The organism is Nocardioides sp. GCM10023255 (assembly GCF_042653125.1).
Lineage (GTDB): Bacteria > Actinomycetota > Actinomycetes > Propionibacteriales > Nocardioidaceae > Nocardioides.
The window spans coordinates 608,244-623,781 of sequence record NZ_JBHSHU010000003.1 but is presented as its reverse complement, the minus strand read 5'-3'; the positions used below and the strand labels follow the sequence as shown (position 1 = coordinate 623,781).

At 70.7% G+C, this 15,538-nt stretch carries 15 protein-coding genes; 12 read left to right on the top strand and 3 right to left on the bottom strand.

The annotated features are described in order from the left end of the window. Positions 1 to 12: 12 nt before the first annotated feature. Positions 13 to 849 (top strand): SigB/SigF/SigG family RNA polymerase sigma factor, encoded by an 837-nt coding sequence (locus ACFO9I_RS06790; RefSeq protein WP_379179083.1) that lies wholly within the window; start codon positions 13 to 15, stop codon positions 847 to 849. A gap of 22 nt (positions 850 to 871) precedes the next feature. Here the strand turns inward: ACFO9I_RS06790 and ACFO9I_RS06785 are convergent, their stop codons facing one another. The 3 genes from ACFO9I_RS06785 to ACFO9I_RS06775 are packed head-to-tail and all read right to left on the bottom strand — an operon-like array spanning position 872 to position 4,362. Continuing rightward, positions 872 to 1,765: a crotonase/enoyl-CoA hydratase family protein gene (locus ACFO9I_RS06785; protein WP_379179081.1), complete on the bottom strand. Its 894-nt coding sequence runs from the start codon at positions 1,763 to 1,765 to the stop codon at positions 872 to 874. Beyond that, on the bottom strand, positions 1,738 to 2,934 hold the full coding sequence (locus ACFO9I_RS06780; protein ID WP_379179080.1) for an LCP family protein: 1,197 nt from the start codon (positions 2,932 to 2,934) through the stop codon (positions 1,738 to 1,740). Before ACFO9I_RS06780 ends, ACFO9I_RS06785 begins: the two co-directional genes overlap by 28 nt. 36 nt (positions 2,935 to 2,970) lie before the next feature. Beyond that, a complete protein-coding gene (locus ACFO9I_RS06775; RefSeq protein ID WP_379179078.1) occupies positions 2,971 to 4,362 on the bottom strand; it encodes a wax ester/triacylglycerol synthase family O-acyltransferase in 1,392 nt (463 codons plus the stop codon). A 136-nt stretch (positions 4,363 to 4,498) separates the two neighbouring features. Between ACFO9I_RS06775 and ACFO9I_RS06770 the strand changes: the two genes are divergently transcribed. The 11 genes from ACFO9I_RS06770 to ACFO9I_RS06720 all read left to right on the top strand — a co-directional run bounded on the left by ACFO9I_RS06770 (position 4,499) and on the right by ACFO9I_RS06720 (position 15,464). Next, positions 4,499 to 4,693: a hypothetical protein gene (locus ACFO9I_RS06770; protein ID WP_379179076.1), complete on the top strand. Its 195-nt coding sequence runs from the start codon at positions 4,499 to 4,501 to the stop codon at positions 4,691 to 4,693. 11 nt (positions 4,694 to 4,704) lie between these two features. Beyond that, positions 4,705 to 6,078: a wax ester/triacylglycerol synthase family O-acyltransferase gene (locus ACFO9I_RS06765; protein ID WP_379179074.1), complete on the top strand. Its 1,374-nt coding sequence runs from the start codon at positions 4,705 to 4,707 to the stop codon at positions 6,076 to 6,078. 5 nt (positions 6,079 to 6,083) lie between these two features. Beyond that, positions 6,084 to 6,476: a hypothetical protein gene (locus ACFO9I_RS06760; protein ID WP_379179072.1), complete on the top strand. Its 393-nt coding sequence runs from the start codon at positions 6,084 to 6,086 to the stop codon at positions 6,474 to 6,476. Positions 6,477 to 6,485: 9 nt separating this feature from the next. Beyond that, positions 6,486 to 7,004 (top strand): acyl-CoA thioesterase, encoded by a 519-nt coding sequence (locus ACFO9I_RS06755; protein ID WP_379179070.1) that lies wholly within the window; start codon positions 6,486 to 6,488, stop codon positions 7,002 to 7,004. Between the two features lie 107 nt (positions 7,005 to 7,111). Then, positions 7,112 to 8,569 (top strand): LCP family protein, encoded by a 1,458-nt coding sequence (locus ACFO9I_RS06750; RefSeq protein WP_379179068.1) that lies wholly within the window; start codon positions 7,112 to 7,114, stop codon positions 8,567 to 8,569. A gap of 25 nt (positions 8,570 to 8,594) precedes the next feature. Next, positions 8,595 to 9,545 (top strand): glycosyltransferase family 2 protein, encoded by a 951-nt coding sequence (locus ACFO9I_RS06745; RefSeq protein ID WP_379179066.1) that lies wholly within the window; start codon positions 8,595 to 8,597, stop codon positions 9,543 to 9,545. Beyond that, the gene (locus ACFO9I_RS06740; RefSeq protein WP_379179064.1) at positions 9,542 to 10,480 is read left to right on the top strand and encodes a glycosyltransferase family 2 protein; all 939 of its coding nucleotides are present in this window, start codon (positions 9,542 to 9,544) and stop codon (positions 10,478 to 10,480) included. The genes ACFO9I_RS06745 and ACFO9I_RS06740 overlap by 4 nt, the downstream gene beginning before the upstream one ends. 41 nt (positions 10,481 to 10,521) lie before the next feature. Next, positions 10,522 to 11,703: a UDP-galactopyranose mutase gene (glf, locus tag ACFO9I_RS06735; RefSeq protein ID WP_379179400.1), complete on the top strand. Its 1,182-nt coding sequence runs from the start codon at positions 10,522 to 10,524 to the stop codon at positions 11,701 to 11,703. A 67-nt stretch (positions 11,704 to 11,770) separates the two neighbouring features. Next, the gene (locus tag ACFO9I_RS06730; RefSeq protein WP_379179062.1) at positions 11,771 to 13,783 is read left to right on the top strand and encodes a glycosyltransferase; all 2,013 of its coding nucleotides are present in this window, start codon (positions 11,771 to 11,773) and stop codon (positions 13,781 to 13,783) included. Further along, entirely contained in the window at positions 13,780 to 14,673 is an 894-nt protein-coding gene (locus ACFO9I_RS06725) for an ABC transporter permease (RefSeq protein ID WP_379179060.1), read from the top strand. The genes ACFO9I_RS06730 and ACFO9I_RS06725 overlap by 4 nt, the downstream gene beginning before the upstream one ends. Next, positions 14,670 to 15,464: an ABC transporter ATP-binding protein gene (locus ACFO9I_RS06720; RefSeq protein ID WP_379179058.1), complete on the top strand. Its 795-nt coding sequence runs from the start codon at positions 14,670 to 14,672 to the stop codon at positions 15,462 to 15,464. Before ACFO9I_RS06725 ends, ACFO9I_RS06720 begins: the two co-directional genes overlap by 4 nt. Positions 15,465 to 15,538: the final 74 nt, after the last annotated feature.

Sequence of the window (15,538 nt, the reverse complement as noted above, 5' to 3'; positions counted from 1 at the left end):
AGGTGTGTCCTGATGGGGCATGTCGCGACATCCCACGCTGACTCCCCGGCCGACGCCGTTGACACGTCGCCCGCCAGCAACGCCCGCGCCCACCGACGCGCCGAGACCGCCCGGCTCCTCGCCGAGGCCGCCGCAGCAACGTCGGAGCAGGAGCGCACCGCGCTGCACGACGAGGTCATCCGGCTGAACATGCAGGTCGCAGGTGAGATCGCACGCCGCTACCACGGCCGCGGCATCGCCGGCGACGACCTCGACCAGGTCGCCAACCTGGGCCTGGTCAAGGCGGTACAGGGGTTCGACCCCACACACGGCAGCGACTTCCTGAGCTTCGCCGTCCCCACGATCCGCGGCGAGATCCGCCGCTACTTCCGCGACTTCGGCTGGACGATCCGGCCGCCGCGCTCCGTGCAGGAGCTGCAGACCAAGATCACCGCCGCCGAAGGTGAGCTGTTCCAGAGCCTGGGGCGCTCACCGCGACCCAGCGAGATCGCCGCGCACCTCGGCGTGGACCTCGAGCAGGTCCTGGACTCCTTGGCGGCCAACGGCTGCTTCGCGCCGGTCTCCCTCGACACCCCGCTCGCCGACGGCGAGAGCGGCCCGGTGGACCGGCTCGGCGACCTGGACCCGGCGTTCGAGAGCGCCGAGGCGCGCGTCGCGCTCAAGAAGGTGCTGACCGGCCTGACACCGCGCGAGCGCCGCATCCTCGAGATGCGCTTCTTCGGCGGCGCCACCCAGGCCGAGATCGGCGCCGAGGTCGGCGTGACCCAGATGCAGGTGTCCCGCCTGCTGTCGCGGCTGCTCACGCGTCTGCGCAAGCGCCTGGACGAGGAGACGGCGCCAGCCGCCTGAGGCGCCCGCCGCTCGAGGCGGCTCAGAAGATCGTCGGCAGCTCGGAGGCGCGGCCGGTGAACCGCGGGCCACGCTTCTCACGGAAGGCGGCCACGCCCTCCTTGCCGTCGCCGATCGAGGTCCAGAACATCGCCAGCGAGTCGGAGAGGTGTGCCTCCAGCGGCTCCGCGGCCGCGCTGTTGCGGTAGAGCAGCTGCTTGGCCAGGCCGAGTGCCACAGGGGAGCGCTCGACCACGAAGGACCGGGCCAGCGCCTGCGTGGCGACGAGCAGCTCCTCCGGCTCGTGGAGCGAGCGCACGAGGCGGCCGGCCAGGGCCGCCTCGGCGTCGAGGACATCTGCGGAGTAGACCCACTCCAGGGCCTGCTGGATCCCCACGATGCGGGGCAGGAACCAGCTCGAAGCGGCCTCCGGGACGATGCCGAGCCGGCCGAACACGAAGCCGATCCGGGCCCGGGTGGAGGCGAGCCGCAGGTCCATGGCGAGCGTCATCGTCGCGCCGATCCCCACGGCCGGACCGTTGATCGCCGCGAGCACCGGCTTGGGCAGCGCATGGATCGCCAGGGTGACCCGGCCGCCGGTGTCGCGCACCCCGTCGTGGAAGGGCTCCTCGGTGAGGTGCGCACGCAGGTCGGCCGGGGTCGGGGTCACGGACTCGTCCAGGCCGAAGACGTTCCCCTCCGCGGAGAGGTCCATGCCGGCGCAGAAGGCCCGCCCGGAGCCGGTCACCACCACGGCACGTACGTCGTCGTCCCGGGCCTCGGTGAGGAAGAAGCGCTCCAGCTCGCGCGCCATCGTCAGGTCGAAGGCGTTCAGCGCGTCCGGGCGGTTCAGCGTGAGGGTGCCGACGCCGTCGGCGTCGACCTCCCACAGCAGCGTCTCGTACGCCGTCACCTCGGCGTCCCGGTGGGCGTGCACAGCGAGTCCGGGATCTCGTCGGTCTTGTCCTCGATGATGTAGTCGAACATCTGCTTCGACCGCTCGGGGTCCCAGTGCACGGCCAGGTCGGCGATCGGCACTCCGCAGGTCAGCCCGTTGTCGCCGTTCACCCGCGTCATCGCCGTCACCCACATGGCGGCGCGGATCGGGCTCGTGCCCTCGCCGAAGGCGAACGAGTCGGGCGCTGCCATGTTGATCTTCCAGTAGCGGAACGGGTTGATCACCGTCCAGGGGGAGACGACCTTCTTGCCGACCGCGGAGACCACCTCGCGCTGGTGGGCGGCGCGGCCGATGTCGCCGTAGCGCGCATCGGTGTGGCGCGAGCGGGCGTAGCCGAGCGCGGTCGCGCCGTCGACCTCCTGGCAGCCCTTCTTGATGTCGAGGTTCGCGAGCTTGTCCTTCATGTCGGTCCGGGGGCAGATCTCGACCCCGCCGACCGCGTCGACGACGTCCACGACGCCGCCGAACCCGATCTCGACGTAGTCGTCGATGCGGATGCCCGTCGCGTTCTCCACGGTCTTCACCAGGAGCTTGGGACCGCCGAAGGCGAAGGCCGCGTTGATCTTGGTGGTGCCGTGCCCGGGGATGTCCACGAGAGAGTCGCGGGGGATGGACATCAGCAGGTTCGGCCCGCTGCCGGTGTGCAGCAGCATGATCGTGTCGGTCCGCTGGCCCGAGGCGTTTCCGGTGCCCAGGGCCTTGCGCTCCTCGGGGCTCAGCCCGGCGCGCGAGTCGCTGCCGACCATGAGGTACGTCGTCCCCGGCTGGTCGTCGGGGCGGTCGCCGCTGGGCTCGAACTCGACCTTGTCGACCTTGGACCACGCGAACAGGGGCACCGCCACCAGCCAGACCACCCACAGCAGCAGGAGGACCAGGAGCCAGCGCGCCCGGAAGCGTGGCCGGCGCGGGCGCCGGGACGGACCCCGGGAGGGCGCCGGCGGTCGCGGCGGGGGAGGCGCGGACGGTGGCCTCGAGGTGCTGCCCGGGCGGGGCACGGTGGGCATGACCCGGGTCTCCTCGGGCCGGGGCTGACGAGGCACCGCTCGGGTGGCGTCGTCGTCGCCGTTGGAGCCCTTGCCGCCGTAGAGCCAGTTGAACTCGGGCGAGCCGTCGTCGGGACGGTCCTTCCCGCGGGGTCGGTCAGCCATGCGGGTGACGCTATCGCGAGCGCCTCCGGGGTCGTGTCATCCGGCACGCCCGACGAGGTCGAGGAGCTCGGTGAGCGCGTCGTCGATGCCCGAGGTGAGCACGTCGAGGTCGGCGGTCGTGCCGAGGTCGCCGGTCACGCCGAAGGTGAGGCTGTCCCGGTAGGAGAACATGGCCACGCCGACTCGGACGCGGTCCGCGATCGGCACGTAGGGGAGCAGCTCCAGCAGCTCGCGGCCGAGTGCGTACAGGGGTGAGCGGGGGCCCGGGACGTTCGTGGTGACGGTGCTGATGCTGTGCTGCGGCAATCGCCAGCCCAGCCGCAGGCCCCACGAGACCGAGGGGAAGGGGCTCAGCTCGGCCGCCGTGGTGATCCCCGTGCCGGCCTCGGGCTCGTGGTGGCCGCGCAACCCGCGGATCCTGCGCCGGATGGTCGCCAGCCGCTCGGCCGGGTCGGACACGTCGACGGGCAGGAACGGCAGCATCAGCGACACCCGGTTGTCCGGGATCGACTCCTCGCCCGGCTTGCGCGTGGAGACGGGGACCAGCGAGCGCAGGGCGTGGGCGTCGGGGGTCTCGCCCCTCGCCATGAGCAGGTGCCGGAAACCTCCGGTCACGATGGCCAGCGCCACGTCGTTGATGGTGGCGTCGTACGCCGCGCCGACGGTGCGCAGGTCCCCGAGGTCGACCGTCGTCCACGCGTAGCGGCGGCCGCCCTCGAGCGGACCGCTCAACGAGGTCGTGTGCACCGGACGCAGGGCACCGCTGAGCGCGAGCAGCCCGGTCGCCGTGCGCGCTGTCGTGCGCACCATCCGGCGGGGGGTGCGGGCGGCGTGCGCGAGTGCCCCGGTCACGTGCACCGGCGAGGCCACCAGCTCACGCAGCGCCTCTGCGGTCCACCGCCCGATCGGCTCCGCGGGGGCCGGGTGCCAGGCGTCGGGGACCGAGGGGCGCTGCGTGGGGGTGGGATCGAGGAGCAGGCGGTAGAGATCGGTGCCGGAGACGCCGTCCACGACGCTGTGGTGGACCTTCGAGAGCAGCGCCCACCGCCCGTCGGGCAGGCCCCCCCAGAACCAGTACTCCCAGAGCGGACGGCTGCGGTCCATCCGGACCGACATCAGCTCGCTCATCAGCTCACCCACCTCGGCCTTCCCGCCGGGACTGGGGACGGAGATCTCGCGGAGGTGCTCGCGGATGTCGAAGTCGGGGTCGTCGACCCAGGCCGGGGGCGCGAGCCCCAGCGGGACCGACCGCAGCTTCTGGCGGTAGCGCGGGATCAGCGGCAGCCGCCCGCCGATCGCCTCGACGACCTCGTCGAAGGTGGGCGCCGGGCCCTCGAAGATCGCCAGCGACCCGATGGCCAGTGACGCGACCGGGTCCACGTCCTCGGCCTCGAGGAAGGCGTCGGCCAACGGGGTGAGTCGCTCCACCGGACCAGCCTCCGCCCCGGGGATGCCGCCCGCCCGGGGCGGACGTACCCGTGGGCCGGGCCCAAAGGCCCTGTGGACGCCGCGGTGCCGGCGGGACGGTGGAGGTGCAGGGGGGAGCACGACACGAGGAGCGACGATGAGTGACCTGGAGCGGCTGCGGACCGAGCAGGAGGCACGCGAGACGGCCGCGACGAGGAGCAGCGCCGACCGGGCCCGGCTGTGGGCCGGCCTGAACCGTTACCTGAGCAGCGAGGCCAGGCACGCGCACCGGGCGGCGGAGGACGAACGACACGCCGAGGAGCAGCGGCAGCCGGACGAGCCCTCCGACTGACCGGGACCGACGTGCGCAGGGCGATCGACCCGGTCGACACCATCTGGCTCAACATGGACCGGCCCGACAACCTGATGGTCATCGAGAGCCTGATGACCTGTGCCGGCCCGGTGGACTGGGACCGCTTCGCCGACGTGATGCAGACCCGGGTGGTCGACCGCTACCCGGTGTTCGCCCAACGCCCCGTCCCCTCGCGCGTGCCGCTGGGCATGCCGCACTGGGAGGACGTCCCCGACTTCGACGTCACGGCCCACCTGCGTCGCTTCACCCTGCCGCCGCCCGGTGACGACGCGGCGCTGATGGACCACGTGAACGGCTACGTCAGCACCCCGCTGCTCCGTGACCGCCCGCTCTGGGAGATGCACCTGATCGACGGCTACCGCGGCGGCTCGGCGCTCTACTCCCGGCTGCACCACGCGCTCGCTGACGGGATCGCGCTGATGCGGGTGCTGCTGTCGATGACCGACGCGGATCCGGACGTCCCGTCGCCCGACGACGACCTGCTCGGGGAGTCGCGGCACGACGGGCCGCTCGGCTCGGCGGTGCACCTGGTCGGGTCAGCGGTCGGCGCCGCCGGCGGCGCGTTGCTGGACCTTCCGCACCTGCTGTCGCCGTCGTTCGCCGAGGACGCCCTCACCCTGGCGCGCCAGACCACCGGGATCGCCGCCAAGCTCACCCTGACCCGCAACCCGGCCTCGGCGGTGAACGGCACGCCCGGGGTGTCCAAGCGTGCGGTGTGGGCACCGCCGATCCCGCTCGCGGACGTGGCCGCCGCGGGACACCGGACCGGGACGACCGTCAACGACGTGCTCGTCGCAGCCCTCGCCGGTGCGCTGTCGACGTACCTCCGCGACCACGACGGCGCGGTGACCGACCTGCCCACGATGGTGCCCGTCAACGTGCGGCCGCTCGACGAGCCGCTCCCGCGGGAGCTGGGCAACCGCTTCGCGCTGGTGCTGCTCACCTTGCCGTCCGGCCTGGAGACCCCGTTCGCCCGGCTCGCGGAGACCAAGCGGCGGATGGACGCGATCAAGCACTCGCCGGAGGCGTACCTGACGTTCGGGATGATCCGCGGGATCGGGCGCACCGGCAAGGAGCTCGAGCGCTACCTGGTCGACTTCTTCGCCGACAAGGCCACCGGGGTCACCACCAACGTGCCGGGTCCGCGTGGCCCGCGGTACCTCGCGGGCACCCGGATCGACTCGATGCTCGGCTGGGCGCCGGAGTCGGGGAACCAGACCCTCGGCACCTGCATCTTCACCTACGACGGCCACGTGCACGTGGGCTTCAAGGTCGACTCCGGCACCATCGAGCACCCCGAGGAGCTGCTGGACGCCTTCGGCGCCGAGATCGAGTCGCTCCTCCGGCTCGCGCAGGCCGGGTGAGCAGGGTGCCTGCGAGCGATGCCGGGCAGCACGGCCTGCTCCACAGCACCGTCGATGCCTTCGTCGACAGCACCCGTGCGGTCGTGGAGGCGATGGCGAGCGCCGGGGGGACCGCGATCGGCGCCCTCCCGGCTCCCGTGCCGGCCACCGTCAACCGGATGCTGACCACCCTGCGGCGGCTCACCGACCAGATGCCCCCGGTGACCGCCGAGGTGGAGGTGCTGGTGCGTGAGGTGCACGCCAAGCGGCTGAGCATCCAGGCGCTGCAGGCCGAGCTCGCGGTCCTCGACGACCAGCTCGCGGTCCTCGAGCGCTCGCTGGCGCCGGTCCAGGCGTGGGCCCGGCAGTGGAACAGGTTGCGACGGTCCCTCGAGGAGGCGCTGCCGCCGGACCGCTAGCGTGCGAGCATGGCCACCGGAACCCTCGGCGCACTGCCCCCGTCCTACGCGCGGGTCTCGCTCGCGATCATCACCTCGAGCAACGAGGCGAACCTGCTCGGCAACATCCACGGCGGCGAGATCATGAAGCTCGCCGACTCCACCGCCGGCGCGGTGGCCCAGCGCCACAGCGGCGGTCCGGCCGTGACCGCCGCCATGGACGAGATGGCGTTCCTCGAGCCCGTGCACGTCGGCGACATCGTGCGCACCTTCGCCCAGGTGAACTGGGCCGGCCGGTCGTCGATGGAGATCGGCGTGCGGGTCGAGACCCAGCCGTGGAACGACCCCGACGCCCACGCGCTCCACGTGGCGTCGGCGTACTTCGTCTTCGTGGCCGTCGACCCCAACGGGCGGGCCCGACCCGTGCCGGGCCTGCTGCCGGAGACGCCCGACGAGGAGCGCCGTCTGCGTGAGGCCGAGATCCGGCGGGCGCACCGGCTCGCGAAGCGGCACGAGATCGAGAAGGGTCGGTCCTCCGGCGCGTCGTGACGAGCTGTGACGCCTGTGACTGGTGATACTGGCGGGCAACGCACATGTGCGGGGGGCCACGAGCCCCTGCAACACCTTCCCCAGCACCACCAGCAGAGAGGCACTCGATGCCACCCGTCTCTTCCCCCGGGTTGCACGACCGCCAGAGCCCCACCCGCTCCAGCACCGACGAGCGGGCGGCCCGGGTCCGCTTCCGCCGCGCGATGGCGCTCATGGTCATGACGCTCGTCCTGCCGGGCTCGGCCCAGCTGGTCGCAGGCAACCGCAAGGTCGGCCGGATCGCGCTGCGCATCTGGCTGGTGCTCTCGGCCACCTTCGTGGCGACCGTGCTCGTCGGCCTGCTGTGGCACGAGCTCGCCTTCTGGCTGGCCTCGAACACCATGATGCTCGGGCTGCTGCGCCTCGGCCTCATGCTCGGGGCGATCGGGTGGGCGGCGCTCTTCGTCGACGCGTGGCGGATCGGGCAGCCGCTGACCCTGGCGATGAACCACCGCCGGGCGGTGGTCGGCGTCAACGGTGTCCTGTGCCTGTCCGTCGCGGGCAGCCTCCTCTTCGGTGCGCACCTGGTCGGGGTGCAGCGCGACTTCATGCTCAGCATGTTCGGCAACGGCGCGGTGAGCGACTCCCACGACGGCCGCTACAACGTCCTGCTGCTCGGCGGCGACTCCGGAGCCGGCCGCTGGGGCCTGCGTCCGGACTCCATGACGATCGCCAGCATCGACGAGGACACCGGCCGCACCGTCCTCATCTCGCTGCCCCGCAACATGACGAACTTCCCGTTCGTCAAGGGCTCGGTGATGCACAAGCAGTTCCCGCACGGCTTCGACGCCGACTACCTCAACGGGGTCAGCACCTGGGCCGGTGACCACACCGAGCTGTTCCCGGACTCCGACCACCCGGGCGTGGACGCCACGATCATGGGCATCGAGGGGATCACCGGCCTGAAGATCAACTACTGGGCGATGGTCAACCTCGAGGGGTTCAAGGACCTCGTGGACGCGGTCGGCGGCGTCACCCTGAACGTCCGCTCGCCGATCCCCGTCGGCGGCCTGGGCTCCGACGTCACCGGCTACATCCAGCCCGGCGTGCGCAAGCTCAACGGGCACGACACGCTGTGGTTCGCCCGGGCGCGCGACGGCTCCGACGACTACTCCCGGATGGCGCGCCAGAAGTGCGTGATGAGCGCGATGCTGGACCAGGTCAGCCCGCAGGTGGCGGTGCGCAACTTCGAGAAGATCGCGGACGCCTCCTCGGCGATGATCTCCACCGACATCCCGGCCAGCGAGGTCGACCGGTTCATGGCGCTGGCGCTCAAGGCCAAGGGCCAGAAGATCTCGACGCTGTCGCTGGTGCCGCCGATGATCAACACGGCCGACCCCGACATCGCGCTGATCCGCAAGAAGGTCACCGAGGCGATCGACCGGGCCGAGGGAACCGCACCGAAGGCGGGGAAGCCGCACAAGCGCTCCGGCGGCGGCAGCGGCGTGGTCACCGGCGGTTCGGTGGGCTCGCTGAGCGACGGGTACGCCGCGAACCAGGCCGACGACCTGGAGTCGGCCTGCTGATCGTGCCGCCCGTAGGGTGTGGGCCGTGACCGAGCCCCCGACCGGACCCGAGCGCCGCATCGTCGCCGTGGTGGTCACGTTCAACCGGCTCGAGCTGCTGCAGCGCCTCGTCGAGCGGTTGCGGGTCGTGCCCGAGGTCGACGAGGTCCTCGTGGTCGACAACGCCTCGGCGGACGGGACGGGGGAGTGGCTCGCCTCGTCGGCGCCCGGCGGCGCGACGGGGCCGGGTGCCCGGGTGCTCGGCCGGACGCTGGCCGAGAACCGCGGCGGTGCCGGCGGCTTCCACGACGGGCTCGCCTGGGCGATGGAGCGCGGTGCCGACCTGGCCTGGCTCATGGACGACGACGGGCTGCCCGATCCCGACTGCCTGACCACGCTCCTCACCCGGCGTGAGGAGCTGGACTTCTGGGGCCCGGTCGTCGTGGACGAGGCGGACCCGGACCGGCTGGTCTTCCCGATCCGGCTGCCCGGCGGCACCCGGGTCGTGCACCGGATGGCCGACGTCACGGCCGCGGCCACCGACGGCGTGATCCGCGACGTGGTGATCCCGTTCAACGGCGTCCTGGTCACCCGCGAGCTCGTCGAGCGGATCGGCCTGCCGCGCGCGGAGTTCTTCATCTGGGGCGACGACCACGAGTACCGCCTCCGCGCCGAGCGCGCGGGCGGCCGGGTGGCGACCGTGGTCGGCGCTCGGGTCCGTCACCCCAGCGTGGGCGAGCTGGGCACGCCGATGATGTTCGGCCGTACGACGTACAACCACAGCCCCAGCGACCTCAAGCACTACTGCATGGCCCGCAACAACCTGCTGAACCTGCGCGAGTACCGCGGCTGGCCGCACGCGCTCGCGTTCGTGGCGAAGACCGTGTGGTTCTACACGTTCACCCGCCCGTCCGCGGCCCGCCTGCTGCTGAGCGCCCGGGCCATGGTGGCGGGGCTGCGCGGCGACTTCACCGGCCACGAGAGGTTCCTGCGATGACCCAGCGAGACGACGCGGCCTCGGGCCCGCCGAGGGCCGAGAGCGTCGCGGTGGTCATCGTGACCTTCAACCGCGCCGAACTGCTGACCCGGATGCTCGACGGCCTGGCCGCGCAGACCCGGCCGGTCGACGCCGTCTACGTCATCGACAACGCGAGCACCGACCACACCGCCGACGTGCTGCGCCGTGACGACCTGCCGCTGCGGGTCACCCACAGCGAGGACAACCTCGGCGGAGCGGGTGGCTTCCACCTCGGGGTCAAGAAGGCCTACGAGGCCGGCCACGACCGGATCTGGCTGATGGACGACGACGTCGTCCCGACCCCGACCTGCCTCGAGGTGCTCATGGCCCAGGACGAGGCCTGCCTGATGGCGGTCCGCGAGGACACCTCCGGTCGCCTCGTCGAGAAGGCCGCGACCCGGTTCGACCTGCGCAACCCGCTCGCGATCAAGCCCAAGACGGGGATGGTCGAGACCGACTTCGGCACCCGGGCGGCGATGCCCGAGCGCGTCGAGCTGGAGAACGTCGCGTTCGAGGGCTTCATGGTCCGCCGTGAGGTCGTCGACGCGATCGGGTTCCCCGACGCGTCGTTCTTCATCTTCTACGACGACGCCGACTTCGCCGTGCGCGCCCGCCGGGCGGGGTTCCGGATCTGGGGCATCCGGGACGCGGTGCTGGTCCGCCAGCTCGACTTCGACCAGCAGCACGACCTCGCCGGCTGGAAGGGGTTCTACATGTTCCGCAACCTCTTCGTGGTCCACTTCCGGTACGGCGAGAACATCCTGGTGAGGCTGAAGCCCTACCTGATCGCCGCCGCGGTGGTCCTGCTCAGCCCGGTGCGCGGGGGACGCGCGGAGGCGGGCAATGTGATCCGGGCCATGGGGTCGGCACGGACCATGCGTCGCGTCCCCGAGGGCCCGGCCCCCCGTCGCTAGACTTGCCGCCGCGCCAACCGTCAGGAGTTCAACCCTTGTCTGTGTCCGAGTCCACCCCCGACCTCGTCGTCGTCGGCTCCGGCTTCTTCGGACTGACCATCGCGGAGCGGTGCGCCACCGAGCTGGGCCTGAAGGTCCTGGTCCTCGAGCGGCGCCACCACCTCGGCGGCAACGCCTACAGCGAGGCCGACCCCGAGACCGGCATCGAGATGCACGTCTACGGCGCGCACCTCTTCCACACCTCCAACGAGCGGGTCTGGGAGTACGTCAACCGGTTCACGTCGTTCACGAACTACCAGCACCGGGTCTTCGGGCAGTACGACGGCCAGGTCTACTCCCTGCCGATGAACCTCGGGCTGATCAACCAGTTCTTCGGGAAGTCCCACACCCCCGACGAGGCGCGCGCGCTGATCGCCGAGCAGGCCAGCGAGATCGAGACCTCCGAGGCGACCAACCTCGAGGAGAAGGCGATCAGCCTGATCGGCCGCCCCCTCTACGAGGCGTTCATCAAGGGCTACACCGCCAAGCAGTGGCAGACGGACCCGACCAAGCTGGGCGCGGACATCATCACCAGGCTCCCGGTGCGCTACAACTTCGACAACCGCTGGTTCAACGACAAGTACGAAGGCCTCCCCGTCGACGGCTACACCGCCTGGCTGACGAAGATGGCCGAGCACCCGAACATCGAGGTCCGCCTCGAGACGGACTTCTTCGACGTCGCCGACGAGTTCAAGGGCAAGGTCCCGATCGTCTACACCGGCCCGGTCGACGAGTACTTCGGCAACTCCGAGGGCCGGCTGTCCTGGCGCACCGTCGACCTCGAGGCCGAGGTCAAGCAGGTCGACGACTTCCAGGGTTGCGCGGTCATGAACTACAACGACCAGGACGTGCCGTGGACCCGCATCCACGAGTTCAAGCACTTCCACCCCGAACGCACCTACATCTCGGGCAAGACCGTCATCGTCCACGAGTACTCCCGCTTCGCGGAGGACGACGACGAGCCCTACTACCCGGTCAACACCGCCGAGGACCGCGAGAAGCTCCTGAAGTACCGCGAGCTCGCGAAGAAGGAGCCGATGGTGCTCTTCGGCGGCCGTCTCGGCACCTACAAGTACCTCGACATGCACATGGCGATCGGCTCGGCCCTGTCGATGTTCGAGAACAAGCTCAAGCCGCACTTCACCGAGGGTGCGGCCCTCCAGAGCGGAGGCGTTGACGAATGAGCACCCGACGAGATCGCGCCCTTCCCCCGCTTCGCTCCTCCAGTCCACGATTCCGAGGGGACCCCGCATGACCACCCGACTGCTGCAACGGCAGGTCCTCCCGCTGGACCGCGACACCGACGTCTTCCCCCTGTACGTCGACCCCGAGCCCGCGATCCTCGACGCCGACAAGTACGAGATCGGCGCCAACCGCAACGCCAAGGAGATGAACGCCGCCGCGCTCCGGCAGAACGTCTCGTCCGGCGCCCACATCCACCCCGACCAGGTCGAGTCGCGCACCTGCCTGCGCGTCCCGGTGGGGGAGCGGCTGTCCTTCGGCACCTACTTCAACGCGTTCCCGGCCAGCTACTGGCGCCGGTGGACGGTCGTCACCGACGTCACGCTGACCGTGAAGCTGGTCGGCCGCGGGGCGTCGGTCACCGTCTACAAGTCGATGGCCAACGGCCGCTCGCAGCGCGTCGACTCGGCCACGACGGGCTCGGAGGTGGAGGGCTCCTTCGCGTTCGACCTCTCGCTCAAGCCGTTCGTCGACGGCGGGTGGTACTGGTACGACGTCACCGCCGGCCTCGAGGACGTGCTCGTCGAGTCGGCCGAGTGGGTCGCCGACGTGCCCGAGGACCGGGCCCGGCACGGCGTCGTGGACATCGCGATCACCACGATGAACCGGCCCGACTTCTGCGCGAAGCTGCTCGCCCAGCTCGGCGAGGACGAGCAGCTGCGCCCGTACCTCGACACCGTCTTCGTGATGGAGCAGGGCACCCAGAAGGTCGTCGACTCCCCGGACTTCGCCAAGGCCGAGGGCCTGCTGGGCTCGACGCTGCGGGTTCTCGAGCAGGGCAACCTCGGCGGCTCGGGCGGCTACGCGCGCGGCCAGCTCGAGTCGGTCCGCAAGGGCACCGCGGACTACGCGATGATGATGGACGACGACGTGGTCTGCGAGCCCGAGGGCATCATCCGCGCGATCACCTTCGGCGACCTGGCCCGCCGACCCACGATCGTGGGCGGCCACATGTTCAGCCTCTTCTCCCGCTCGCGGCTGCACAGCTTCGGGGAGATCATCCAGCCGTGGCGCTTCTGGTGGCAGTCGCCCCCGGACGTGCTCCCCGACTGGGACTTCGCCGCCCGCAACCTGCGGTCGACGCGGTGGCTGCACAAGCGGGTCGACGTCGACTTCAACGGCTGGTTCATGTGCCTGATCCCGCGGCAGGTGCTCGCGGACATCGGCCTCTCGCTGCCGCTCTTCATCAAGTGGGACGACTCCGAGTACGGCCTGCGCGCCAAGGAGGCCGGCTACCCCACGGTCACGTTCCCCGGCGCGGCGGTGTGGCACGTGCCGTGGACCGACAAGAACGACGCACTGGACTGGCAGGCCTACTTCCACCACCGCAACCGCTTCGTCGCGGCGTTGCTGCACTCGCCGTACCCCAAGGGCGGCCGGATGATCCGGGAGAGCCTCAACCACCAGGTCAAGCACCTGGTGTCCATGCAGTACTCCACCGTCGAGCTGCGCCACCTCGCGCTCGAGGACGTGCTGGCCGGCCCGGAGCAGCTCCACCGCGACCTGCCCACCAAGCTGACCGAGGTCAACGCGTTCCGCAAGCAGTTCACCGACGCGCGGCTGGAGGCCGACCCCGACGCGTTCCCGCCGGTGCGCCGCAAGAAGCCGCCGCGCCGGGGCAAGGACGACGCCGAGGTCCCGGGCCGCCTCTCCCAGCTGGTGACCGCGGGCCTGGCGCCGATCCGTCAGCTGCGCGCCACCCGTGAGCTCGCGCGCGAGTTCCCCGAGGCCGAGGTCAAGGCGATGGACGCCAAGTGGTACCGACTGGCCCGCTACGACTCCGCCGTGGTCTCGATGAACGACGGCACCTCGGCCGCGCTCTACCAGCGGGACCCGGAGCGCTTCCGCGAGCTGACCCGCAGGACCATCGAGCTCCACGAGCGGCTGCGTCGCGAGTGGCCCCGCCTCGCCGAGGAGTACCGCGCCAAGCTCGGCGACATCACCTCGCCGGAGGCGTGGGACGTGACGCTCGCCCCGTGGATGCAGCCCGACGGGTCGTCGGCCCCGGAGGACGCTCGATGAGCGAGACCGTGAACACGGTCCGGGTCGTCGACGCACCCCTGACCGCCCCCTCGGCCAACCAGGGGCTGCTCGAGGTCTTCCGTCGCCGCTACCTGCTCAAGCTGCTCGTCCGGCGCGAGATCGCCGCCCGCTACCAGGGCTCGTTCCTGGGGCTGCTGTGGTCCTACATCAACCCCCTGACCCAGTTCTTCATCTACTGGTTCGTGATGGGCTACATCCTGAACCTGCACAAGGACGTCGAGAACTTCGCGATCCACATCTTCGCGGGCCTGATCGTCGTCCACTTCTTCACCGAGACGTTCAACGCGGGCACCCGCTCGATCGTGCGCAACAAGTCGCTGGTGAAGAAGATGGCCATGCCGCGGGAGATGTTCCCGGTCGCCTCCATGCTCGTCTCGCTCTACCACGTCGGGCCGCAGCTGGTGATCCTCGTGATCGCCTGCATCTTCTACGGGTGGACCCCTGACCCGATGGGCACGGTCGCCGTGGTCCTCGCGCTGCTCATCATCATGCTGCTCGGCACCGGCCTGGCCCTGCTGTTCGCGGCCGCGAACGTCTTCTTCCGCGACTTCGCGAGCGCGGTCAGCATCCTGACCAACTTCGTGCGGTTCGGCGTGCCGATGATCTACCCCTACACCCTGGTCGACGAGCGGTTCGGCGGGCACACCACGCTGTACCTCGCCAACCCGATCGCGGACGCGGTCCTGCTGATGCAGCGCGCCTTCTGGGTCGGCACCACCTCCGACCCGGTCGTGACGGCGAGGACCGAGCTGCCCCAGAACCTGTTCCAGCTCGGGCTGACGGCGGTGGGCATGTCGCTGGTGGTGCTCGTGGTCGGCCAGATCGTCTTCACCCGCCTGCAGAACCGGATCCCGGAGCGACTGTCGTGACCGAGTCGATCGTGGTCGAGAACGTCAGCAAGACGTTCACGCTGCGCTACCACCGCACCTTCAAGCAGATGACCGTCGCCATGGTGAAGGGCCACGACATCAGCGACGACTTCAAGGCCCTCGACGACGTGTCGTTCAGCGTGCAGCAGGGCGAGTCGATCGGGCTGATGGGGCTCAACGGCTCCGGCAAGAGCACGCTCTTGAAGCTGATCAACGGCATCATGCGGCCCGACGAGGGCGCCGTCATGACGCGCGGCCGGATCGCGGGCCTGATCGCCACCGGCGCCGGGTTCCACCCGCAGCTGACCGGGCGCGAGAACGTCTACCTCAACGCCGCGATCCTCGGGATGACCGAGCAGGAGACGCGGCGCAAGTTCGACGACATCGTGGAGTTCGCCGACATCGGCCGACACCTCGACGCGCCCGTCGGCAACTACTCCTCGGGCATGTTCGCGCGGCTCGGCTTCTCGGTCGCCATCCACGTCGACTCCGACATCTTCCTGGCCGACGAGGTGCTCGCGGTGGGGGACCGGCCCTTCAAGAAGAAGTGCATGGAGCGGATGAAGGAGATCCGCGACAGCGGGCGAACGCTCTTCTACGTGAGCCACGCGGCCGGCTCGGTCCGCAAGATGTGCGACCGCGTGATCGTGCTCGAGAAGGGTCGCCTGGGCTTCGACGGCGACGTCGACGAGGGGATCCGCTACCTCAAGTACGACGACGACAACACCGAGAACGAGCCCGACGAGAGCGACGCCGCGGACTCCGACGAGGACCTGGGCGCCGACATCTGACGTCGAGTCGACGCTGACACACTCCCGACAGACGCCGAGCCGGCGCTGCTCGACCCGTCCCGCCCACGCGGGAC

What these genes read in the sequence shown, in the direction of transcription:
- ACFO9I_RS06790 (WP_379179083.1), top strand. Translation starts at nt 13, where the DNA reads ATGGGGCATGTCGCGACATCCCACGCTGACTCCCCGGCCGACGCCGTT.
- ACFO9I_RS06780 (WP_379179080.1), bottom strand. Translation starts at nt 2,934, where the DNA reads ATGGCTGACCGACCCCGCGGGAAGGACCGTCCCGACGACGGCTCGCCC.
- ACFO9I_RS06770 (WP_379179076.1), top strand. Translation starts at nt 4,499, where the DNA reads ATGAGTGACCTGGAGCGGCTGCGGACCGAGCAGGAGGCACGCGAGACG.
- ACFO9I_RS06755 (WP_379179070.1), top strand. Translation starts at nt 6,486, where the DNA reads ATGGCCACCGGAACCCTCGGCGCACTGCCCCCGTCCTACGCGCGGGTC.
- ACFO9I_RS06750 (WP_379179068.1), top strand. Translation starts at nt 7,112, where the DNA reads ATGCCACCCGTCTCTTCCCCCGGGTTGCACGACCGCCAGAGCCCCACC.
- ACFO9I_RS06740 (WP_379179064.1), top strand. Translation starts at nt 9,542, where the DNA reads ATGACCCAGCGAGACGACGCGGCCTCGGGCCCGCCGAGGGCCGAGAGC.
- ACFO9I_RS06730 (WP_379179062.1), top strand. Translation starts at nt 11,771, where the DNA reads ATGACCACCCGACTGCTGCAACGGCAGGTCCTCCCGCTGGACCGCGAC.
- ACFO9I_RS06725 (WP_379179060.1), top strand. Translation starts at nt 13,780, where the DNA reads ATGAGCGAGACCGTGAACACGGTCCGGGTCGTCGACGCACCCCTGACC.